This is a genomic window from Amycolatopsis methanolica 239 (genome assembly GCF_000739085.1).
Taxonomy (GTDB): Bacteria; Actinomycetota; Actinomycetes; order Mycobacteriales; family Pseudonocardiaceae; genus Amycolatopsis_E; species Amycolatopsis_E methanolica.
This window is the reverse complement of the sequence record NZ_CP009110.1, coordinates 4,273,365-4,295,214: the sequence shown is the minus strand read 5'-3', so window position 1 is coordinate 4,295,214 and position 21,850 is coordinate 4,273,365. Positions and strand designations below refer to the sequence as shown.

The following is a 21,850-nucleotide window of genomic DNA, read 5'->3' as shown; positions in this document are numbered from 1 at the left end:
CGGCGCGATGCTGGCCGCGGTGCTCGCCGTCTCCGCACTGGCCGGGTGCACCGGCAGCGTGCCGCCGCAGGCCGAGGGCGCCGGGAAGGGCGTCGTCGGCGGCGCCCAGCCGGAGACCACCACCGCCACGCCCGCCGAGGTCCAGCTCAAGACCGACACGCCGCGCGAAAGCCCCGGCGTCGTCGCGGCCGGCGGCCCCGGCGCGCCCTACAACTACGGCCCCACACTGATGGCCGACGGCCCCACCAGCCGGATGTGGTGGTGCAGCCAGTACCCCGGCTCGCCGCCGCCCGGCGACGACATCCTGTACGCCGAGTCCGCCTCGCTGGACGGGCCGTTCACCGGCCCCGGCGGATCCGTGCCGCCCGCCGTGCTGTCCGGCAACCCCGGCCAGTTCGACGGCGCGCACGCCTGCGACCCGTCAGTGATCCGCGTCGACGGGACCTACTACCAGTACTACACCGGCGCGGCGGGCGACCACGCGCTCGGCAACTCCATCGGCCTGGCGACCAGCACCGACGGGATCACCTGGCAGCGCGCGAACGGCGGCAGGCCCATCGTCGACCCCGCCCACGACACCCACCGTGAGAACCTCTACGGCGCGGGCCAGCCCGCCGCGGTGTACCTCGACGGCTGGTTCTACCTGATGTTCACCGACACCACCGGCCTCGCCGCCGGCTGGAACGGCGCGGGCCAGTTCGTGCTGCGGTCGAAGGACCCGGCGTTCGGCAGCGGCGTAGAAGCGCTGGGGGAGGCCGGGTTCGCCGCGGTCGCCGGCACGAACGCGCCGCGCACCAAGTCGCTGGTCGACGCGTTCAGCGCGGACCTGATGTGGATCGACGCGCTGAACGCGTGGGCGATCGCGCACGAGACCGCTGACGGCACCACCATCACGTTCTGGGACCGCGACTTCCTGCGCGCCCCGTTCCAGCCGCTGCTGATCCCCGGCGTGTGGCGGGAGGGGCCGGGCCTGGTCCGGCGGCCGGACGGGCACGCGCCGGTGTCGGCGAAGGACCCGTGCGGGCGCGTCCCGCTGGACGTCGTGCGTGCCACCGTGACCGGCGAGGCGGGCGCGCCCACCGACCTGCGGCGCTTCGGGCTGGACATCGTCGGCGTCAACGCGTGCGCCGACCCGCAGCGTGCGCTGACGGTGCTGGACGGCTTCGCCATGCCCTCGCCGGTGCGGACCATGGACCTCGTCGTCTCGGGCCAGGTCGTGCGGATCGACCGCCGCTCGGTGGCGCAGGAACTGGCCGGGCACGTGCTCGACACCCGGCTGGACGTGCTGAACCAGTTCCCGGTCGCGGCCCGGCTCGAGTCCGGCACGCGCGCGCTGCGGGCCGCCGGGCTGGGGGTGGGCTTCCTGCTCGACGACGGCCGCCTCTACCCGGTGCGCCGGGCGGAAGCGGTGATCGCCAACGGCTCGTCGACCGAGGACGTGACCCCGGCGCAGTGGCGCGGCTACCCGGCAGGCCCCGCGCTCGGCTAGATCAGTCCCCGGCGGCCCGTGGACGCGGGCTGGGACGCGGGTGCTTGGACGGCTCGGCCTCCGCGGGCCGCTTGAGCCGTCCGCCGACGAACAGGCCCAGCCCCGCGGGCACCAGGACCAGCAGCGCGGTGAACGCGGCCCCGCCGGAGATCGCGGGCCACAGCTCCTCCGCGCCGGTCCGGTCGACGAAGATCGCGCGGCCGATCACGTACAGCACCCCGGACACCGGCCCGGCCACCAGCGACGCGATGAACCACGTGCGGCCGGCGTCCTCCCGGCGCAGCCACGCGTCCAGCGCGCTCCACAGCGCCGCGGCGCCCACCAGCAGCGCGATCACGGCGATCCGGGCCGTCGTGAGGCCCGTCGGGTCGTACACCGTCGCCTTGGCGAGCGCGACTTCGGCGATCGCGTGCAGCACCGCCATGCCGAGACCCCGTACCAGCCAGGACCGCATACCCATCCACCCATCGTCGCACCGCACTAAGCTGCCACTGTGCCCGACCTCCACGCCTCGCGGCGCGACGCCCTGCGCACGGTGCTCAACGAGTCCGGCGTCGACGCGTTGCTCGTCACCGACCTGCTCAACGTCCGCTACCTGACCGGCTTCACCGGCTCCAACGCCGCGCTGCTGGTCCACGGCGACGGCGAGAGCCGCACGTTGTTCTGCACCGACGGCCGCTACACCACCCAGGCCGCGGCCGAGGTGCCCGACCTGGAGCGGGTCATCGAGCGGGAGAGCGCCGCGGCCCTGCTCGCGCGCGCCGCCGGGGACGCGGCCGCCCACCGGCGCACCGGCTTCGAAAGCCAGCACGTCAGCGTCGAGGCCCACGCCGAGTTCACCCGCGTCGCGGACGGGATCGAGCTGACCCGCGCGCCCGGGCTGGTCGAGCAGCTGCGGCTGATCAAGGACGAGACCGAGATCGAGGCGCTGCGGATGGCGTGCGCGGCCGCCGACCGGGCGCTGGCGAGCCTGCTGGAGCACGGCGGCATCCGGCCCGGCCGCACCGAGCTGGAGGTCGCCCGCGACCTGGAGAACCGCATGCTCGACCACGGCTCGTCCGGGCCGTCGTTCGAGTCGATCGTCGCCGCCGGGCCGAACTCCGCGATCCCGCACCACCGGCCCACCAGCCGCCCGCTGCACGCCGGTGACTTCGTGAAACTGGATTTCGGCGCGACCGTGGACGGGTACCACTCGGACATGACGCGCACCGTCGTGCTCGGCCGCCCCGCGGACTGGCAGGCCGACCTCTACGAGCTGGTCCGCCGGGCCCAGCAGACCGGGCTGGAGGCGTCGCTTGCCGGGCGGGAGGTGGCCGACGTCGACCGGGCCGCCCGCCGCGTCATCGAGCAGGGCGGGCACGGCGAGGAGTTCTCGCACGGGCTCGGCCACGGCGTCGGCCTGGAGGTGCACGAGGCACCGAGGCTCGCGATGAACGTCGCCGGTACACTGTCCGTCGGCATGACGGTCACCGTGGAGCCAGGCGTCTACCTCGCCGGCCGCGGTGGCGTGCGCATCGAGGACACGCTGGTCGTGCGGGACGCCGATCCCGAACTCCTCACCCTGAGCAGCAAGGAACTCGTGGTCGTGTAGCGCGGCCCGATCGGAAACAGGAGAACTGGACAACCCGTGGCCACCACCAACGACCTGAAGAACGGCCTGGTGCTGAACCTCGACGGACAGCTGTGGTCCGTCGTGAGCTTCCAGCACGTGAAACCGGGCAAGGGCGGCGCGTTCGTGCGCACCACCCTCAAGCACGTCCTGTCCGGCAAGGTGGTGGACAAGACCTTCAACGCGGGCACCAAGGTCGACACCGCGACCGTCGACCGGCGCAACATGACCTACCTGTACAACGACGGGTCGGACTTCGTCTTCATGGACGGCGAGACCTACGACCAGATCACCGTGCCGCGGGAGACCGTCGGCGACGGCGCGAACTACCTGCTGGAGAACACCGAGGTCCAGGTCGCGATGCACGAGGGCGTGCCGCTCTACGTCGAGCTGCCCACCTCGGTCGAGCTGGTCATCCAGCACACCGACCCCGGCCTGCAGGGCGACCGCTCCACCGGCGGCACCAAGCCGGCCACGCTGGAGACCGGCGCCGAGATCCAGGTGCCGCTGTTCCTCAGCACCGGCGAGAAGGTCAAGGTCGACACCCGCGACGGCCGTTACCTGGGCAGGGCCTAGGTTGTCCGACTCCGCATCGGCGCCCCGGCGCGGTGGCCGGCCCGGCCGCCGCGCTCTCCGCAGGCGCGCTGTCGAGATCCTGTACGAAGCCGCTCAGCGCTCACTCGATCCGGTGACGCTGCTGGCGGACCGGGTGGGCTCCACGGACGCCGATCCGATCGGCGACTACACGATCTCGCTCGTCGAGGGCGTCACCGCGAACCGCGAGCGCATCGACGAGCTGCTCGCCGAGCACGCGCACGGCTGGAGCCTGGAGCGCATGCCGCCGGTCGACCTGGCCGTGCTGCGGGTGGGCGTCTACGAGCTGCTGTGGGCCGCCGACGTGCCGGACCCCGTGGCGATCGACGAGGCGGTGGGGCTGGCCAGGGAGCTGTCCACGGACGACTCGCCGCGGTTCGTCAACGGCGTGCTGGGCCGGATCGGCACGATCGCCGACCGCATCCGCGCGGTGCTCTGACACCTGGCAGAAGACACGAGAAAGGCCCGGCGCGCGGAGATCGCGCCGGGCTTTTCGCTGGTCAGGCGATTTTCCCTCGGCGGGAGGGCAGTCAGCTCGCACCGCCGCGGGTTGCGGGTCAGGCCGGTCGCGCGAGGCACGTCCACCAGGGGTGGCCGGGCCAGCGCGAGTTCGAGGTTCTGCCACCCGCACCGCACGCAGGCGGCGGGCGGGCCGTTTGCCTAGTCCTCCTTGGCGGGCCGGGCCTCGGGCGGGAGGACGCCCCAGTCGATGAGCTGCTCGGTCAGCTCCCCGGGGGTCATGTCGTAGATGATCGCCAGCGACCGCAGGTCCTCGGTGCGGATGGAGAGCACCTTAGCCGTTGTAGTCGCCGCGCTGGCTCTGGATCGTCGCGGCGTAGCGGGCGAGCGGGCCGACCTTCTCGGCAGGCAGCTGCTGCAGCCGCTCCAGGTTGATGACGATCTTGGTGGCGGGTTCGGCCCCGGACGGCACCCGGCCCTCGGGCAGCAGCTCGACCACCGGCACGCCGTAGAAGTCGGCCAGCTCGGCCAGCTTCTGCACGGTCACCGCCCGGTCGCCGCGCTCGTAGGAACCGACCACGACAGCCTTCCACCGTCCGCCGGACTTCTGCTCGACCCCGTGCAGGGACAGCCCCTGCTGCTGGCGGATCCCGCGGAGCTTCGCCCCGAGCGCCTTGGCGTAATCGCCCATCTGGTGGTTCTCCGTTTCCTCGCCCAGTCGGTCTCATGGGCCGCCGGGGGACTGCCGAGTTGAACACTCAGAGTAATGGTTACGCATTGTCGTCACCAGGTCAAGAACATGATGGCCCCGGCACCACCCGGACGGCTGAACGGTGCCGCCTGTTAACATCGAGTGGATTTCCTCGGCAAGCAGGAGATCGACGTCCTTTAAGGACCCGTCCGGCGAGGCGGGGAAGGAGTCCGCTGTGGCGTCACGCCCTCGTGACGCGGCAGCACCAGGCGGTGAGCGCGAGTTGCTCTCCGCCGGTGATGTCGCGCGCACCATCGCCCGGATGGCCCACCAGGTCATCGAGAAGACCGCCCTCGACGGCGGCACGGGCGCACCTCCCGTTCTCCTGGGCATCCCGACCCGGGGCACCTCGCTCGCGGCCCGGCTGGCCGAGCGGATCGCCGAGTTCTCCGGCGTGGCGGTCCCCACGGGCGCCCTGGACATCACCCTCTACCGCGACGACCTGCGCCGCCGCCCGACGCGGCCGCTCGCGGACACCACCCTGCCCGACACCGGCATCGACGACCGCGTGGTGATCCTGGTCGACGACGTGCTGTTCTCCGGCCGAACCGTGCGCGCGGCGCTGGACGCCCTGCGCGACCACGGCCGCCCCCGGGCCGTGCAGCTGGCCGTCCTGGTCGACCGCGGCCACCGCGAGTTCCCGATCCGGGCCGACTACGTGGGCAAGAACATCCCGACCGCACGCGCCGAAGACGTGGCCGTCCTGCTGTCCGAAGTGGATGGGCGCGACGCGGTGCTGCTGCGCGAGGGGGAAGCGAAGGCATGAAGCACCTGCTGGCCACCGAAGGCCTGGACCCCGACCTGGCGACCGCGGTGCTGGACACCGCCGACGGCCTCAAGCGCACCCTGCTCGGCCGCGAGGTCCGCAAGCTGCCGACCCTGCGCGGCCGCACGGTCATCACGATGTTCTACGAGAACTCCACCCGCACCCGGGTCTCGTTCGAGATCGCGGGCAAGTGGATGAGCGCCGACGTGGTGAACGTCTCGGCAGGCGGCAGCTCGGTCGGCAAGGGCGAGTCGCTGCGGGACACCGCGCTGACCCTGTCCGCGGCCGGCGCCGACTGCGTCATCGTCCGGCACCCGGCCTCCGGCGCCGCGCAGCGCCTGGCCGGCTGGCTGGAGGGCACCGGCACCTCGGTCGTCAACGCCGGGGACGGCATGCACGAGCACCCCACCCAGGCGCTGCTCGACGCCGCCACGCTGCGAGAACGGCTCGGCGGCATCAAGGACCGGCGGATCGGCATCGTCGGCGACGTCCTGCACAGCCGGGTCGCGCGCTCCAACATCCACCTGCTGTCCGCGCTGGGTGCCGAGGTCGTCCTGGTCGCCCCGCCGACGCTGCTACCCGCCGGGGTCGGGGCGCTGCCGGTCACCGTGTCGCACGACCTGGACGCCGAGCTGCCCGCGCTGGACGCGGTGATGATGCTGCGCGTGCAGGCCGAGCGGATGCACGGCGGGTTCTTCCCGTCGGCGCGGGAGTACTCGATCGCCTACGGCCTGAACGAGGCGCGGCTGCGGCTGCTGCCCGAGCACGCGGTCGTGCTGCACCCCGGCCCGATGCTGCGCGGGATGGAAATCGCCTCCGCGGTCGCCGACGCGCCGTCCGCGGCGATCACCGAACAGGTCCGCAACGGGGTGCACGTGCGGATGGCCGTGCTTTACCACCTGCTCGCCGGAGAGGAAGACGCGAAGTGAACCAGGTACTGATCAAGGGCGCCCGGCTCTACGGCGAGGGCGACCCGGTGGACGTCCTGGTCACCGGCGGAACCATCAGCGAGATCGGGTGCGTGAGCGCGCCCGAGGACGCCGAGGTCATCGAGGCCGGCGGTCAGGTCCTGCTGCCCGGCTTCGTCGACCTGCACACCCACCTGCGTGAACCTGGCCGCGAGGACACCGAGACCATCGAGACCGGCTCGGCCGCGGCCGCGCTGGGGGGCTACACCGCGGTCTTCGCGATGGCCAACACTGACCCGGTCGCCGACAACTCGGTGATCGTCGAGCACGTGTGGCGCCGCGGCCGCGAGGTGGGCCTGGTCGACGTGCACCCGGTCGGCGCCGTGACCGTCGGCCTGAAGGGGGAGCGGCTGGCCGAGCTGGGCACGATGGCGAAGTCGGCCGCCGGGGTGCGGGTCTTCTCCGACGACGGCCACTGCGTGCACGACCCGCTCATCATGCGGCGCGCCCTGGAGTACTCGACCGCGCTGGACGTGGTGATCGCCCAGCACGCCGAGGAGCCGCGGCTGACCGTCGGCGCGCAGGCCCACGAGGGCGAGCAGGCCTCGCGCCTGGGCTACGCGGGCTGGCCGGCCTCGGCCGAGGAGTCGATCGTCGCGCGGGACTGCCTGCTCGCCGAGCACGCCGGTGCCCGCCTGCACGTCTGCCACGTGTCCACGAGCGGCACCGCCGACGTGCTGCGCTGGGCGAAGGACCGCGGGACCAGGGTGTCCGCCGAGGTCACCCCGCACCACCTGCTGCTGACCGACGAGCGCCTGGCCACCTACGACCCGGTGAACAAGGTCAACCCGCCGCTGCGCGCAGGCGCCGACGTGGAGAAGCTGCGCGCCGCCCTCGCCGAGGGCGTCATCGACTGCGTCGCCACCGACCACGCCCCGCACGCGCCGCAGGACAAGGACTGCGAGTGGTCGGCCGCCCGGCCCGGCATGCTCGGCCTGCAGACCGCGCTGTCCGTGGTCGCCGCCACCATGGTCGAGACCGGCCTGCTGGACTGGCGGGGCGTGGCGAAGGTCATGAGCGAGCGCCCCGCGGAGATCGCTGGCCTGCCCGACCAGGGACGACCGCTCGCCGTCGGGGAACCGGCCAACCTCGCGCTGGTCGACCCGGGCGCACAATGGACCGTGCGGGGAGCGGAGCTGGCCAGCCTCGCCGCCAACACCCCGTACGAGGGAATGCGGTTGCCCGCCGTGGTGACCGCGACGCTGCTGCGCGGGCGCGTGACGGCCCGCGAAGGGAAGATCTGCTGATGGAACGGTTGCTGCTCACCCTGCTGGTGTTCGCCTGCTTCCTGCTCGGGCTCTGGGCCATGCGACGAAGCTGGCGGCGCCGCGCACGCTCGCAGAGCGCGCAGCTGCCGCCGTTCCCGCAGACCCCCGCCGAGCCGGGGGAGGAGCTGCTGCCGGCGAACAAGGGGCTCTACGTGAGCACCACCACGGCCGGCGACTGGCAGGACCGGATCGTCACGCGCGGCGTCGGCCTGCGCGGGCGCGCGGTGCTGCGGCTCTACCGCGCGGGTGTGGAGATCGACCGGGCCGGCGCGCCCGGGTTCTTCATCCCGCGCGAGTCCATTGTGGAGGTCAAGCGCGCGAGCGGGATCGCCGGGAAGGTGATGGGCACCAACAGCCTCATCGTCATCACCTGGCGGCTCGGCGACAAGGAGCTGGACACCGGCTTCCGCGGCGACGACCTCGACGTCTATCCACAGTGGATCGAAAGCTTGTCCGAACGAGAGATCAAGGGAGAGGCCCAGTGACCGTGGGCATCAGGACACCGGCCGCATTGGTGCTGGAGGACGGGCGGGTGTTCCGCGGATCGGCCTACGGCGCCCAGGGCCGCACGCTGGGCGAGGCCGTGTTCTGCACCGGGATGACCGGCTACCAGGAGACGCTGACCGATCCGTCCTACCACCGCCAGATCGTGGTGCAGACCGCGCCGCAGATCGGCAACACCGGCTGGAACGACGAGGACGACGAGTCCGCCCGCATCTGGGTGTCCGGCTACGTCGTGCGCGACCCGGCCCGGGTGCCGTCGAACTGGCGGTCCCGCCGCACCCTCGACGAAGAGCTGGCGCGCCAGGGCGTGGTCGGCATCAGCGGCGTCGACACCCGCACCCTGACCCGCCACCTGCGCGAGCAGGGCGCGATGCGGGCCGGCGTGTTCTCCGGCGACGCGCTGGACACCGAGGAGGCGATGACCGCTCAGGTTCTGGCGAGCGCGCCGATGAAGGGCGCCGATCTGGCCGGCGAGGTCACCACCAAGCAGCCGTACGTGGTCGCGGCCGAGGGCGAGCGCCGCTTCCGCGTCGCCGCGCTGGACCTGGGCATCAAGTCCAACACCCCGCGCCAGATGAGCCGCCGCGGCATTGAGCTGCACGTGCTGCCCTCGACCAGCTCGCTGGACGAGCTGCTGGCCGTCGAGCCGGACGGCGTGTTCCTGTCCAACGGCCCGGGCGACCCGGCCACCCAGGACCACGCGGTCGCGCTGACCGAGGAGGTCCTGCGCCGCGAGATCCCGCTGTTCGGCATCTGCTTCGGCAACCAGATCCTCGGCCGCGCGCTGGGCCTTGGCACCTACAAGATGCGCTACGGCCACCGGGGCATCAACATCCCGGTGATCGACGTGGAGACCGGGCGGGTGGCGATCACCGCGCAGAACCACGGCTTCGCCCTGGAGGGTGAGCCGGGTCAGCGGTTCGAGTCGCCCTTCGGCGCCGCGCGCGTGAGCCACTACTGCCCCAACGACGACACGGTCGAGGGCGTGCGCTGCGCCGACGTGCCCGCCTTCTCGGTGCAGTACCACCCCGAGGCGGCCGCCGGCCCGCACGACGCCGCGCCGCTGTTCGACGAGTTCGTGACCCTGATGGAGAAGAAGAGCCGCTGATGCCGAAACGTACAGACATCGAGCACGTGCTCGTCATCGGATCCGGCCCGATCGTCATCGGCCAGGCCGCCGAGTTCGACTACTCGGGCACGCAGGCCTGCCGGGTGCTGCGCGAGGAGGGCCTGCGCGTCTCGCTGGTCAACTCCAACCCGGCCACGATCATGACCGACCCGGAGTTCGCCGACTCGACCTACATCGAGCCGGTCACGCCGGACTTCGTGGAGAAGGTCATCGCGGCCGAGCGCCCGGACGCCCTGCTGGCCACCCTGGGCGGGCAGACCGCCCTGAACACCGCCGTCGCCCTGCACGAGCGCGGCGTGCTGGAGAAGTACGGCGTCGAGCTGATCGGCGCCGACATCGACGCGATCCAGCGCGGCGAGGACCGGCAGAAGTTCAAGGACATCGTGCGCACCATCGGCGGCGACGTGCCGCGCAGCCGCGTGTGCCACTCGATGGACGAGGTCCGCGAGACCGTCGCCGACCTGGGCCTGCCGGTCGTCATCCGGCCCTCGTTCACCATGGGCGGACTTGGGTCGGGCATGGCGCACACCGAGGAGGAGCTGGAGCGGCTGGCCTCGATCGGCCTCGCCGAGTCGCCGGTCACCGAGGTGCTCATCGAGGAGAGCGTGCTCGGCTGGAAGGAGTACGAGCTCGAGCTGATGCGCGACCGCCACGACAACGTCGTGGTGATCTGCTCGATCGAGAACATCGACGCGATGGGCGTGCACACCGGCGACTCGGTGACCGTCGCGCCCGCGATGACGCTCACCGACCGCGAGTACCAGCACATGCGCGATGTGGGCATCGCCGTGTTGCGCGAGGTCGGCGTCGACACCGGCGGCTGCAACATCCAGTTCGCGATCAACCCGCGCGACGGCCGCATGGTCGTCATCGAGATGAACCCGCGCGTGTCCCGCTCCAGCGCGCTGGCCTCGAAGGCCACCGGCTTCCCGATCGCCAAGATCGCCGCCAAGCTGGCCATCGGCTACTCGCTGGACGAGATCCGCAACGACATCACCGGCGAGACCCCGGCCTCGTTCGAGCCGACCCTGGACTACGTCGTGGTCAAGGTGCCGCGGTTCGCGTTCGAGAAGTTCCCCGGCGCCGACCCGATGCTGACCACCACGATGAAGAGCGTCGGCGAGGCGATGGCCCTGGGCCGCAGCTTCCCGGAGGCGCTGGGCAAGGCGCTGCGCTCCATCGACACCAAGGCGGCCGGGTTCTGGACCACCCCGGACCCCGAGGGCGCCACGCTGGAGAACACCCTGGAGGCGCTGCGCACCCCGCACGACGGCCGCCTCTACGCGGTCGAGCGGGCCCTGCGCCTTGGCGCGACCGTCCAGCAGGTGCACGAGGCCAGCGGCATCGACCCGTGGTTCATCGACCAGATCGCGCTGATCGGCGAGGTCGGCGCCGAGGTGCGCGACGCGCCGGTGCTGGACGCGCCGCTGCTGCGCGAGGCCAAGCGGGTCGGCCTGTCCGACCAGCAGATCGCCGCGCTGCGGCCGGAGCTGGCCGGTGAGGACGGCGTGCGCGCGCTGCGCCACCGCCTCGGCGTGCGGCCGGTGTACAAGACGGTGGACACCTGCGCCGCCGAGTTCGCCGCCAAGACGCCGTACCACTACTCGGCCTACGAGTCCGACCCCGCGGCCGAATCCGAGGTCACCCCGCAGCCGGACAAGCCCAAGGTGCTGATCCTGGGCTCCGGGCCGAACCGCATCGGCCAGGGCATCGAGTTCGACTACTCGTGCGTGCACGCCGCGCTGGCGCTGCGCGAGGCCGGGTTCGAGGCCGTCATGGTCAACTGCAACCCGGAGACGGTGTCCACCGACTACGACACCTCCGACCGTCTCTACTTCGAGCCGCTGACCTTCGAGGACGTGCTCGAGGTCGTCTACGCCGAGCAGCGCTCGGGCACCGTGGCCGGCGTGATCGTCCAGCTGGGCGGGCAGACGCCGCTGAAGCTGGCGCAGCGGCTGGCCGACGCGGGCGTGCCGATCGTGGGCACCTCGCCCGAGGCGATCAACCTGGCCGAGGACCGCGGCGCGTTCGGCGACGTGCTGATGGGCGCGGGCCTGCCCGCCCCGAAGTACGGCACCGCGACGTCGTTCGAGGGCGCCAAGCGGATCGCCGACGAGATCGGCTACCCGGTGCTGGTGCGGCCCTCCTACGTACTCGGTGGCCGCGGCATGGAGATCGTCTACGACGAGCCCTCCCTGGCCGGTTACATCCAGCGCGCCACCGAGGTCACACCCGAGCACCCGGTGCTGGTCGACCGGTTCCTCGACGACGCCATCGAGATCGACGTGGACGCCCTGTTCGACGGCGAGGAGCTGTACCTGGGCGGCGTCATGGAGCACATCGAGGAGGCCGGCATCCACTCCGGCGACTCCTCGTGCGCGCTGCCGCCGATCACGCTCGGCCGCCAGGACGTCGAGGCGGTACGCGCCTCCACCGAGGCGATCGCCCGCGGCGTCGGCGTGCGCGGCCTGCTCAACGTGCAGTACGCGCTCAAGGACGACGTGCTCTACGTCCTGGAGGCCAACCCGCGCGCCAGCCGCACCGTGCCGTTCGTGTCCAAGGCGACCGGGGTGCAGCTGGCCAAGGCAGCGTCGCTGATCATGACCGGCTCCTCGATCAAGGACCTGCGCGGCCGCGGCATCCTGCCCGCCGAGGGCGACGGCGGGCACCTGCCGGTCGACGCGCCGGTCGCGGTCAAGGAGGCGGTCCTGCCCTTCCACCGCTTCCGCACGCCGGAGGGCAAGGGCGTGGACTCGCTGCTCGGGCCGGAGATGAAGTCCACCGGCGAGGTCATGGGCGTGGACACCTCCTTCGGCGAGGCGTTCGCGAAGTCCCAGGCCGGGGCCTACGGGTCGCTGCCCACCTCGGGCAAGGTGTTCGTCTCGGTCGCCAACCGCGACAAGAGGGCCCTGGTGTTCCCGGTCAAGCGGCTGGCCGACCTCGGGTTCGAGATCCTCGCGACCTCCGGCACCGCCGAGGTGCTGCGGCGCAACGGCGTACCCAGCACGGTGGTGCGCAAGTACTCCGAGGGGAGCGCGCCGGACGAGCCGAACGTGGTCGAGGTGATCGCCGCCGGCGGCGTGGACATGGTGATCAACACCCCGTACGGCAACAGTGGCCCGCGGATCGACGGCTACGAGATCCGCACCGCGGCGGTGTCGCGGGACATCCCGTGCATCACCACGGTGCAGGGCGCGGCGGCGGCGGTGCACGGCATCGAGGCGCTCATCCGGGGCGACATCGGGGTCCGGTCACTGCAGGACCTGCAGGCGGCGCTGAGGTCGAAGTCGTGAGGGGAGCTACGGCGTGACCGGCTTCGGTGCCCGGCTGGTGGAGGCGGTCGCCGCGCGCGGGAACCTGTGCGCGGGGATCGACCCTCACCCCGGCCTGCTCGACGCCTGGGGCCTGGACCGCGACCCGGGCGGGCTGGAGAAGTTCGCCCTGACGGCGGTTGACGTCCTCGCCGAGGAGGTGTCCGTCGTCAAGCCCCAGTCGGCCTTCTTCGAGGCCTACGGGCCGCCCGGCGTGGCCGTCCTGGCCCGCGTGGTCGAGCACGCCCGGGACCGCGGCGCGCTCGTCCTGCTGGACGTCAAGCGGGGCGACATCGGGTCGACGATGGCCGCCTACACGGCGGCCTACCTCGGCGAGGCGGCCCCGGTCCGGGCCGACGCGATCACCGTCTCGCCCTACCTCGGGTTCGGCTCGCTGGCGCCCGCCCTCGGCGCGGGCGAGGGCCTGTTCGTGCTCGCCCGCACCTCCAACCCGGAGGCGGGCGGCCTGCAGAACGCCTTGCTGGCCAACGGGAAGACCGTCGCCCAGTCGATTGTGGACGAGGCGGCCCGGTGCAACGCCGGCGCCGCCCCCCTCGGCGACGTCGGCGTCGTCGTGGGGGCCACGATCAATCCCGGCGAGCTCGACCTGACCGGGCTCAACGGGCCGGTCCTGGCGCCCGGTTTCGGGGCCCAGGGAGCCACCGTGGACGATCTTCGCCGCCTCTTCGGTGCGGACCTGCCCGGGGTGCTGCCCGCGTCCTCCAGGGACGTTCTGAGGTACGGTCCGGATCCCGTCGCGCTGCGCGACGCGGTGCGCCGCACGCAGGCGAGTCTGACCGGATAGCGCCAATATCAGGTCCCTGTCCAGGAACCGAGCGACCACCCCCCGCATTGTGGCCGGTGGCGCGGGGTGGGTACCGTCGCGTCACCCACCCAGAATTTTGAGTACTACGGAGGAAAACGTGGCACTTCCCCAGCTGACCGAGGAACAGCGCAAGGCGGCGCTGGAGAAGGCCGCTGCCGCTCGTCGTGCCCGCGCTGAGCTGAAGGAGCGCCTCAAGCGAGGCGGCACCACGCTCACCGACGTGCTGAAGCAGGCCGACGAGGACGAGGTTCTCGGCAAGATGAAGGTCTCCGCCCTGCTCGAAGCCCTCCCCGGCGTCGGCAAGGTGCGCGCTCAGCAGACCATGGAGCGCCTGGAGATCGCACCGAGCCGGCGGCTGCGCGGCCTTGGTGACCGGCAGCGCAAGGCGCTGCTGGCCGAGTTCAGCGGCGAGTGAGCGACACCGGCAGCGACCGCGTCACCGGGGCCGGCGGGCATGCCGGCCCGGCGTCGCACCGTGAGCCGGTTCCGGGCCAGGCGCGTCAGGGGTCCCGGAGCCGGCTCACGGTCGTCTCCGGCCCGTCCGGGGTCGGGAAGTCCAGCGTGGTCGGCGCGCTGCGCCGGCTGGACCCGGACATCTACTTCAGCGTCTCGGTCACCACGCGGCCGCCCCGCCCCGGCGAGGTCGACGGGGTCCACTACCACTTCATCGACCGGGCGATGTTCGACAAGATGGTCGCCGCGGGCGAACTGCTCGAACACGCCGAGTTCACCGGCAACTGCTACGGCACGCCCCGGGAACCGGTCGAGCGGGCACTGGCCGAGGGCAGGCCGGCCGTGCTGGAGATCGAGCTGCAGGGGGCGCGCCAGGTGCGCGCCGCCATGCCCGACGCCAGGCTGGTCATGCTCATGCCGCCGTCCTGGGACGAGCTGGTCGGCAGGCTCAAGGGCCGGGGCACCGAGGAGGAGGCCGCCGTCAACGCCCGGCTGGCCGAAGCGGAGCGCGAGCTCGCGGCGGCGGGTGAATTCGACGTGCGGCTGGTGAACGCCGACGTCGGGGAAGCCGCGCGGCAGTTGTTAGACTTGCTGCGGGGAGACCACCGACTTCACGAAGAGAACTCAGGAGCATAGGCGCGTGACCGCATCGCTCGGCATTTACGGCGAGGAACTCGAAGGCATCACCAACCCGCCGATCGACGACCTCCTGGCCAAGGTCAGCTCGAAGTACGCGCTGGTGATCTACGCCGCGAAGCGCGCTCGGCAGATCAACGACTACTACGCCCAGCTCGGCGAGGGGCTGCTCGAGTACGTCGGCCCGCTCGTGGAGCCGGGCCCGCGCGAGAAGCCGCTGTCGATCGCGCTGCGCGAGATCCACGCCGGCCTGCTCGAGCACACCGAGGGTGAGTAAACCTCGCGTCGTGCTCGGTGTGGGCGGCGGGATCGCCGCCTACAAGGCGTGTGAGGTGCTGCGCGGGCTGACCGAGTCCGGTCACGACGTCCGCGTGGTGCCCACGGAGGCCGCGCTGAAGTTCGTCGGCGCGGCCACCTTCGAGGCGCTGTCCGGCCACCCGGTGCACACGGGCGTGTTCACCGAGGTGGACCAGGTGCAGCACGTCCGCATCGGCAAGGAAGCGGACCTGGTGCTGGTCGTCCCGGCGACCGCGGACCTGATGGCCAGGGCGGCCCACGGCCGCGCCGACGACCTGCTCACCGGCACGCTGCTCACCGCGCGCTGCCCGGTCGCCTTCTTCCCGGCGATGCACACCGAGATGTGGGAGCACCCGGCCACCCGGGACAACGTGGCGCTGCTGCGGTCCCGGGGCGCCGTGGTGACCGAACCCGCCGCGGGACGCCTCACCGGCGCCGACACCGGCAAGGGGCGGCTGGCCGACCCGGCCGAGATCGTCGACCTGGCCCGGCTGCTGCTGGCCCAGCCCTCGGCGCTGCCGCGCGACCTGGAGGGCCTGCGCGTCGTCGTTTCCGCGGGCGGCACCCGCGAGCCGCTGGACCCGGTCCGCTACCTGGGCAACCGCTCGTCGGGTAAGCAGGGCTACGCGCTGGCCCGCGTCGCCGCGCAGCGGGGCGCCGAGGTGACGCTGGTGGCGGGCCACACCGTCGAGCTGCCCGAGCCGGCGGGCGCCGTGCTGCGGCGCGTGTCGACGGCCGAGCAGATGCGCGAGGTCGTGCACGAGGCGGCCAAGGAGGCGGACGTCGTCGTGATGGCCGCCGCCGTCGCTGATTTTCGTCCCGCGAACTTATCCGGCCACAAAATCAAGAAAACGGACGACCAGCCGGATCCGGTCATCACGCTTTCCCGCAATCCGGACATTCTCGCGGAACTGGTAACGAATCGATTGCCGGGACAGGTCATTGTCGGTTTCGCCGCGGAAACGGGCGACGAGCGCGGTAGCGTACTCGACCACGGCCGTGCCAAGCTGCGACGCAAGGGCTGTGACCTGCTGGTTCTGAACGCTGTCGGGGATGGCAGGGCGTTCGAGGTCGAGGAGAACGCGGGCTGGCTGCTGGCTGCCGACGGCACCGAGCGGCCAATCCCGCTGGGCTCCAAAGCGCAACTGGCTGCCGCAGTGTGGGACGCCGTCGGGGAATTCATCAGGCACTGACCGGCGCGCCTAGTCTGGACGCCGGAGGGACAGAAGAGTTGATGGGATGTGAGCGTGGTGACCGCGTCTAACCGCAGGTTGTTCACTTCGGAGTCGGTGACCGAGGGGCACCCGGACAAGATCTGTGACGCCATCAGCGACTCGATCCTGGACGCCCTCCTGGCCAAGGACCCGCGCTCCCGCGTCGCCGTCGAGACGCTGATCACCACCGGCCAGGTGCACGTCGCGGGCGAGGTGACCACCGAGGCCTACGCCGACATCCCGACCATCGTGCGCGAGCGCATCCTCGACATCGGCTACGACTCCTCGGCCAAGGGCTTCGACGGCAACTCGTGCGGCGTGAACGTGGCCATCGGCGCGCAGTCCCCGGACATCGCGCAGGGCGTGGACACCGCCTACGAGTCGCGCGTCGAGAACGCTATCGACGAGATCGACCGGCAGGGCGCGGGCGACCAGGGCCTGATGTTCGGCTACGCGTGCTCCGATACGCCCGAGCTGATGCCGCTGCCCATCGCGCTGGCCCACCGGCTGTCCCGCCGCCTGGCCCGGGTGCGCAAGGACGGCGTGCTGCCCTACCTGCGCCCGGACGGCAAGACCCAGGTCACCATCGAGTACGCGGGCGACCAGCCGGTGCGGCTGGACACCGTCGTGGTGTCCACCCAGCACGCCGACGGGATCGACCTGGACACCATGCTCGGCGTCGACGTGCGCGAGCAGGTCGTGATGCCCGAGCTGAACGAGATCGAGCTCGACCACAGCGACGTGAAGCTGCTGGTCAACCCCACCGGCCGGTTCGTCATCGGCGGCCCGATGGGCGACGCCGGGCTGACCGGCCGCAAGATCATCGTCGACACCTACGGCGGCATGGCCCGCCACGGCGGCGGCGCGTTCTCCGGCAAGGACCCGTCGAAGGTGGACCGCTCCGCGGCCTACGCGATGCGCTGGGTCGCCAAGAACGTCGTGTCCGCCGGCCTCGCCGGGCGGGTCGAGGTGCAGGTCGCCTACGCGATCGGCAAGGCCTCGCCGGTCGGCCTGTTCGTGGAGACCTTCGGCACCGAGACGGTCGACCCGGCCAAGATTCAGGCCGCGATCACCGAGGTGTTCGACCTGCGCCCGGCGGCGATCATCCGCGACCTGGACCTGCTGCACCCCATCTACGCCGCCACCGCCGCGTACGGCCACTTCGGCCGCACCGACGTCAAGCTGCCCTGGGAGAACGCCGACCGCGCCGACGCGCTCCGCTCCCTCGCCGGGGCCTGAGCTCCTGGGCGTGTCTGGTAGAGAACAAGCGTGACCTCTTCCGACGCGCTCTGGGACCTCCCCGCCGCCGCGCCCAAGCGGGCGGCGGCGAAGCGTCCCGCGTCCCGGAAGGGGCAGCAGAAGCCGGCGGAGAAGGATCCCGTCGCGCGCATCGTGGTCGACGTGCCGCTCGCGCACCTGGACCGCACCTTCGACTATCAGGTGCCGGACAAGCTCGACGCCGACGCGGTGCCCGGCTGCCGCGTGCGGGTGCGCTTCGCCGGGCAGCTGGTCGACGGGTTCCTCGTCGAGCGCGCGTCCACCACCGAGCACAAGGGGCGGCTGGCGTTCCTGGAGCGGGTCACCTCGCCTGAGCCGGTGCTGTCGCCGACCCTCTACGGGTTGGCCCGCCGCGTCGCCGACCACTACGGCGGCACGCTCATGGACGTCCTCCGGCTGGCCATCCCGCCCCGCCACGCCAAGGCCGAGTCCGAACCCGCCCGTGAGCGCGCCGAGGTGACCGAGGCGCCCTCGGCGCAGGCGTGGCAGCGGTACCAGTTCGGCGGGTCGTTCACCGACGCGCTGCGCGCCGCCCGCCAGGCGCACGCCGTGTGGCAGGCGCTGCCGGGGGAGGACTGGCCCGCGCGGCTGGCCGAACTCGCGGCCCTCGCCGCCGCGAGCGGGCGGGGCGCGCTGCTGGTCGTGCCGGACCACCGTGACCTGACGCGCGTGCACGAGGCGTGCGTGCGGATCGCCGGTGAAGACGCGGTGGTCGCGTTGTCGGCGGACACCGGGCCGGCCGAGCGGTACCGGCGGTGGCTCGCCGTGTCGCGCGGGTCGGTGCCGATCGTGGTCGGGACCCGCGCGGCGATGTTCGCGCCGGTCGCCGACCCCGGGCTGTTCGTGGTGTGGGACGACGGCGACGACCTGCACGTCGACCCGCACATGCCGTATCCGCAGGTGCGGGACGTGCTCGCGCTGCGGGCGCACGCGCAGGGCGCGTCGTTCGTCGCGGGCGGGTTCGCCCGGACCGCGGAAGCCCAGCTGCTGGTCGAGACACGGTGGGCGCACCCGGTGATCGGCTCGCGCGAGGAGCTGCGGAAAGCCGCGCCGCGCGTGACGCCGGTCGGCGAGGACTTCGACGTGGCGCGCGACGAGGCGGCGCGGGTGGCCCGGCTGCCCTCGGTGGCGTTCGAGGCGGCGCGGCAGTCGTTGTCGGCCGGCGCGCCCGTGCTGGTGCAGGTGCCCCGGCGCGGCTACGTGCCCGCGCTGGCGTGCGGGCAGTGCCGGACGCCCGCGCACTGCCGCCGCTGCGCCGGCCCGCTCGGGTTGCCGGGCGGGGCCGGGGCCGACGTGGCGCACCCGCCGAGCTGCCGGTGGTGCGGCACGCCCGAGGCGCACTTCCGGTGCCCGGCCTGCGGCTCGGCGCGGCTGCGGGCAGTGGTGGTCGGCGCGAAGCGCACCGCGGAGGAGCTGGGCCGGGCCTTCCCCGGCGTGCCGGTGCGCACGTCGGGCGCGCGGGAAGTGCTGGCTTCCGTGCCCGGGCGGCCGGCGCTGGTGGTGTCCACGCCCGGGGCCGAGCCGGTGGCCGAGGGCGGCTACGGCGCGGCGCTGCTGCTGGACGGCTGGGCGCTGCTGGGACGGCAGGACCTGCGCGCGGCGGAGGAGACGCTGCGGCGGTGGATGGCGGCGGCGGCGCTGGTGCGGCCCTCGTCGGCGGGCGGCCGGGTCGTCGTCGGCGCGGAGGCCCCGCTCGCGCCGGTGCAGGCACTGGTCCGCTGGGACCCGGCCTGGCACGCCGAGCGGGAACTGGCCGAACGCCGCGAACTGGGCTTCCCGCCCGCGGTGCGGATGGCGAGCGCGGAGGGCACGCCGGAGGCGGTGGCCGCGCTGCTGGCCGAGACCGAGCTGCCGCCGTCCGCGGAGGTCCTGGGGCCGGTGCCGCTGACCGAGCCGGACGAGGAGGGCCGCTCCGAGCGGGAGCGGGCGCTGATCCGCGTCCCCCGCGGGGACGGGCGGGCGCTGGCGTCCTGCCTGGCCGCGGCGCAGGCGGCGCGGGCCGCCCGCAAGGAAACCGCGGCGGTGCGGATCCAGCTGGACCCGCTGGCCCTCATCTAGGCGCGAGCGCGTGACCGGCCGCGGCGAACAACGCGAAGCCGGACAGCACACCCGACACCAGCCCGATCACCTCTGCGCTCGCGCCCACGGCGGCGAGCACGAACCCGGCCACCCCGAGCACGGTCATGGCCACGCCGAGCGTCACGAACCGGGCGAGCCGGAACGCCATCCCCATCGCGACGAAGTGCACCCCGACCACCACGGCGATCCACGCGACACCCACTTCGCCGTGCCCGAGCACGCCGTTGATCACGAACAACCCGGCGAACAGCGCCACCACCTCGGCCGCGACGATCAGCTGGAACCGGTGCCGGTCGAAGAACGCCGTGCCCGCGCCGCCCTCCGGCTTCCCGCGCCGCGCCAGCACCACGAACAGCGCCACCGCCACCACCGCGGCGGCGATCCGGAGCACCAGCGGCCACGGCGCGGTGAGCCCGCCGCTGTTGACGAGCACGAACACGAGGCCGAACACGATCGCGATGAGGGAGCCGATCGCTTCGCCGGCGCTGATCCTGGTCATGATGATCATCCTGCCCCGCCCCGGTTGAGCGTGGGCGCGGAACCGGGCAGACCGCGGGAAATGCGGACTCTGCGTGCTTTCGCGGTTCTCCTCAGTGCGGTCCTGCTCGCCCCCGGCGTCGCGTACGCCGAAGAGGCTCCACCGAAACAGCCGGTCGCCATCGGGTTCGGCGGCGCCGTCGCCAGCATCGACGCCGACGCCACCGCCGCGGCCCTCGGCGTCACCGATCCGTTCTCCGCGGGCATCGGCGGCGGCGGGTTCTTCGTCTACTACGACGCCCGCACCCGCCAGGTCCACACCCTCGATGGCCGGGAGACCGCGCCCCCCTCCGCCGACGAGAACCTCTCCGTCGAGAACGGGCAGCCGATCCCGTTCGCCGAGGCGGTCACCAGCGGCATGTCCGCCGGCGTGCCGGGCACGCCGGCCACGTGGCAGGACGCGCTGCGCAAGCGGGGCCCCGGTCGCTGAACCAGGTGTTGCACCCCGCTGCCCGCCTGCCCCGCGACGGCTTCACCGTGGACCAGACGTTCCACACGCAGATCGCCAACAACGCGCAACCGTTCTCGGCGTTCCCGAGCACCCGCGAGCTGTACCTGCCCGGTGGCGCGCCACCCGTCGTCGGCACCACGTTCACCAACCCGGACCTGGCCACCACCTACGAAACGCTGGCCCGCCAGGGCGCCCGCGCGCTCTACCGCGGCCCGATCGCCGAGGAGATCGCCGCCACCGTGCAGCAGCCGCCGGTCGATCCGGCCGGGCTCAACGTCCGGCCGGGGAAGCTGATCACCGACGACATCGCCGCCTACCGCACGGTCGAGCGCGAACCCACCCGCACGCGCTACCGCGGCCTCGACGTCTACGGCATGCCCGCGCCGTCCTCCTCCGGCGGGCTGACCGTGGGCGAGGCGCTCAACATCCTGGAGAACTTCGACGTCGCCCGGTTCGGCGAGGCCGACTACCTGCACCACTTCCCGGAGGCGAGCCGTCTCGCGTTCGCCGACCGCAACCGGTGGATCGGCGACCCGGCGTTCGTGGACGTGCCCGCGCGGGAGCTGCTCAGCCGGCGGTTCGCGGACAGCAGGGCGTGCCTGATCGACCCGTCCCGCGCGGCTGTGGGCACCGTTGCCGCAGGCGACCCGCGCCACCTGCGGCCGTGTGCCGCCGGGACCGCGGCGCCGACCCCGTACGAGGGTGCCCGGCCGCGGTTTCCTGCTCAACAACGAGCTGACCGACTTCTCATTCACCCCCGTGACGCCGGGCGTGCCCGACCCGAACCTGCCCGGCCCCGGCAAGCGCCCGCGGTCGTCGATGGCGCCGACGATCATCCTGGAGCACGGCAGGCCGCTGCTCGCCACTGGTTCGCCGGGTGGCGCGTCGATCATCACCACGGTGCTGCAGGTGCTGCAGGTGCTGCTCGGGCGGCTGGACCGCGGGCTGACGCTGGAGGAGGCGATCGCCGCGCCGCGGGCTCGCAGCGCAACTCCGGGCCCGCCCAGGTCGACCCGGCGTTCCTCGCGCTGCCGGAGGCGTCCGACCTGCGGTCGCGGGGCCAGCTCTTCTCGTCCAGCCCGGCCGAGATCGGCGCCGCGACGGGCGTGGAGCGCCTCCCGGACGGCCGGTGGCTCGCCGCCGCCGAGCCGGTGCGCCGCGGCGGGGGAGCCGCGCAGGTGGTGCACCCGGTGCCTTGAACCGGCGTGTGGCTGCGCCGGTGCGGGTGATG

The 21,850-nt window shown here is 72.8% G+C and carries 19 protein-coding genes and 2 pseudogenes; 18 read left to right on the top strand and 3 right to left on the bottom strand.

Annotation, left to right across the window (positions count from 1 at the left end):
- Positions 1-7 precede the first annotated feature (7 nt).
- On the top strand, positions 8-1,489 hold the full coding sequence (locus AMETH_RS20800) for a glycoside hydrolase family protein (RefSeq protein WP_410468236.1): 1,482 nt from the start codon (positions 8-10) through the stop codon (positions 1,487-1,489).
- 1 nt (position 1,490) lies between these two features.
- On the opposite strand, the gene AMETH_RS20795 is transcribed toward AMETH_RS20800, so the two are convergent.
- Positions 1,491-1,943, bottom strand: a complete 453-nt coding sequence (locus tag AMETH_RS20795; RefSeq protein WP_167345551.1) for a B-4DMT family transporter — start codon at positions 1,941-1,943, stop codon at positions 1,491-1,493.
- A 39-nt stretch (positions 1,944-1,982) separates the two neighbouring features.
- On the opposite strand from AMETH_RS20795, the gene AMETH_RS20790 reads away from it, so the two are divergent.
- Genes AMETH_RS20790 through nusB form a run of 3 tightly spaced genes read left to right on the top strand, consistent with a single transcriptional unit; the run spans position 1,983 to position 4,131 of the window.
- Positions 1,983-3,080 carry a M24 family metallopeptidase gene (locus tag AMETH_RS20790; RefSeq protein ID WP_017983081.1) on the top strand — a complete coding sequence of 366 codons (1,098 nt, stop codon included), beginning with the start codon at positions 1,983-1,985 and terminating at the stop codon, positions 3,078-3,080.
- Between the two features lie 36 nt (positions 3,081-3,116).
- Complete coding sequence (efp, locus tag AMETH_RS20785) at positions 3,117-3,674, top strand: elongation factor P (RefSeq protein WP_017983080.1); 558 nt, start codon at positions 3,117-3,119, stop codon at positions 3,672-3,674.
- A gap of 1 nt (position 3,675) precedes the next feature.
- Positions 3,676-4,131: a transcription antitermination factor NusB gene (gene nusB / locus AMETH_RS20780; RefSeq protein ID WP_026153213.1), complete on the top strand. Its 456-nt coding sequence runs from the start codon at positions 3,676-3,678 to the stop codon at positions 4,129-4,131.
- 221 nt (positions 4,132-4,352) lie between these two features.
- On the opposite strand, the pseudogene bldD reads toward nusB, so the two are convergent.
- Positions 4,353-4,842, bottom strand: a pseudogene (bldD, locus tag AMETH_RS20775) (transcriptional regulator BldD).
- A gap of 235 nt (positions 4,843-5,077) precedes the next feature.
- On the opposite strand from bldD, the gene pyrR reads away from it, so the two are divergent.
- From pyrR to AMETH_RS20710, 13 genes are all read left to right on the top strand, one after another.
- Positions 5,078-5,668, top strand: a complete 591-nt coding sequence (gene pyrR / locus AMETH_RS20770; RefSeq protein WP_026153212.1) for a bifunctional pyr operon transcriptional regulator/uracil phosphoribosyltransferase PyrR — start codon at positions 5,078-5,080, stop codon at positions 5,666-5,668.
- Positions 5,665-6,597, top strand: a complete 933-nt coding sequence (locus AMETH_RS20765) for an aspartate carbamoyltransferase catalytic subunit (RefSeq protein ID WP_017983077.1) — start codon at positions 5,665-5,667, stop codon at positions 6,595-6,597. The genes pyrR and AMETH_RS20765 overlap by 4 nt, the downstream gene beginning before the upstream one ends.
- Positions 6,594-7,883: a dihydroorotase gene (locus AMETH_RS20760; protein WP_017983076.1), complete on the top strand. Its 1,290-nt coding sequence runs from the start codon at positions 6,594-6,596 to the stop codon at positions 7,881-7,883. Before AMETH_RS20765 ends, AMETH_RS20760 begins: the two co-directional genes overlap by 4 nt.
- On the top strand, positions 7,883-8,389 hold the full coding sequence (locus AMETH_RS20755) for a PH-like domain-containing protein (protein WP_017983075.1): 507 nt from the start codon (positions 7,883-7,885) through the stop codon (positions 8,387-8,389). The genes AMETH_RS20760 and AMETH_RS20755 overlap by 1 nt, the downstream gene beginning before the upstream one ends.
- A complete protein-coding gene (gene carA, locus AMETH_RS20750) occupies positions 8,386-9,516 on the top strand; it encodes a glutamine-hydrolyzing carbamoyl-phosphate synthase small subunit (protein WP_017983074.1) in 1,131 nt (376 codons plus the stop codon). The genes AMETH_RS20755 and carA overlap by 4 nt, the downstream gene beginning before the upstream one ends.
- Positions 9,516-12,830 (top strand): carbamoyl-phosphate synthase large subunit, encoded by a 3,315-nt coding sequence (carB, locus tag AMETH_RS20745; protein ID WP_017983073.1) that lies wholly within the window; start codon positions 9,516-9,518, stop codon positions 12,828-12,830. Before carA ends, carB begins: the two co-directional genes overlap by 1 nt.
- A gap of 13 nt (positions 12,831-12,843) precedes the next feature.
- Positions 12,844-13,653 (top strand): orotidine-5'-phosphate decarboxylase, encoded by an 810-nt coding sequence (pyrF, locus tag AMETH_RS20740; protein WP_017983072.1) that lies wholly within the window; start codon positions 12,844-12,846, stop codon positions 13,651-13,653.
- Positions 13,654-13,771: 118 nt separating this feature from the next.
- Positions 13,772-14,089 (top strand): integration host factor, actinobacterial type, encoded by a 318-nt coding sequence (gene mihF, locus AMETH_RS20735; protein WP_017983071.1) that lies wholly within the window; start codon positions 13,772-13,774, stop codon positions 14,087-14,089.
- Positions 14,086-14,763, top strand: a complete 678-nt coding sequence (gmk, locus tag AMETH_RS20730; protein WP_017983070.1) for a guanylate kinase — start codon at positions 14,086-14,088, stop codon at positions 14,761-14,763. Before mihF ends, gmk begins: the two co-directional genes overlap by 4 nt.
- A 4-nt stretch (positions 14,764-14,767) precedes the next feature.
- Positions 14,768-15,040 (top strand): DNA-directed RNA polymerase subunit omega, encoded by a 273-nt coding sequence (rpoZ, locus tag AMETH_RS20725; protein WP_017983069.1) that lies wholly within the window; start codon positions 14,768-14,770, stop codon positions 15,038-15,040.
- A complete protein-coding gene (gene coaBC / locus AMETH_RS20720; RefSeq protein WP_223842887.1) occupies positions 15,033-16,253 on the top strand; it encodes a bifunctional phosphopantothenoylcysteine decarboxylase/phosphopantothenate--cysteine ligase CoaBC in 1,221 nt (406 codons plus the stop codon). The genes rpoZ and coaBC overlap by 8 nt, the downstream gene beginning before the upstream one ends.
- 57 nt (positions 16,254-16,310) lie before the next feature.
- Positions 16,311-17,513 (top strand): methionine adenosyltransferase, encoded by a 1,203-nt coding sequence (gene metK, locus AMETH_RS20715; RefSeq protein ID WP_026153210.1) that lies wholly within the window; start codon positions 16,311-16,313, stop codon positions 17,511-17,513.
- 30 nt (positions 17,514-17,543) lie between these two features.
- Positions 17,544-19,610, top strand: a complete 2,067-nt coding sequence (locus AMETH_RS20710; protein ID WP_017983066.1) for a primosomal protein N' — start codon at positions 17,544-17,546, stop codon at positions 19,608-19,610.
- Here the strand turns inward: AMETH_RS20710 and AMETH_RS20705 are convergent.
- Positions 19,603-20,130: a hypothetical protein gene (locus AMETH_RS20705; RefSeq protein ID WP_017983065.1), complete on the bottom strand. Its 528-nt coding sequence runs from the start codon at positions 20,128-20,130 to the stop codon at positions 19,603-19,605. The two genes, AMETH_RS20710 and AMETH_RS20705, sit on opposite strands and share 8 nt — an antisense overlap.
- A gap of 60 nt (positions 20,131-20,190) precedes the next feature.
- Here AMETH_RS20705 and AMETH_RS20700 point away from each other — a divergent pair.
- Positions 20,191-21,818 (top strand): annotated as a pseudogene (locus AMETH_RS20700) (gamma-glutamyltransferase family protein).
- Positions 21,819-21,850: the final 32 nt, after the last annotated feature.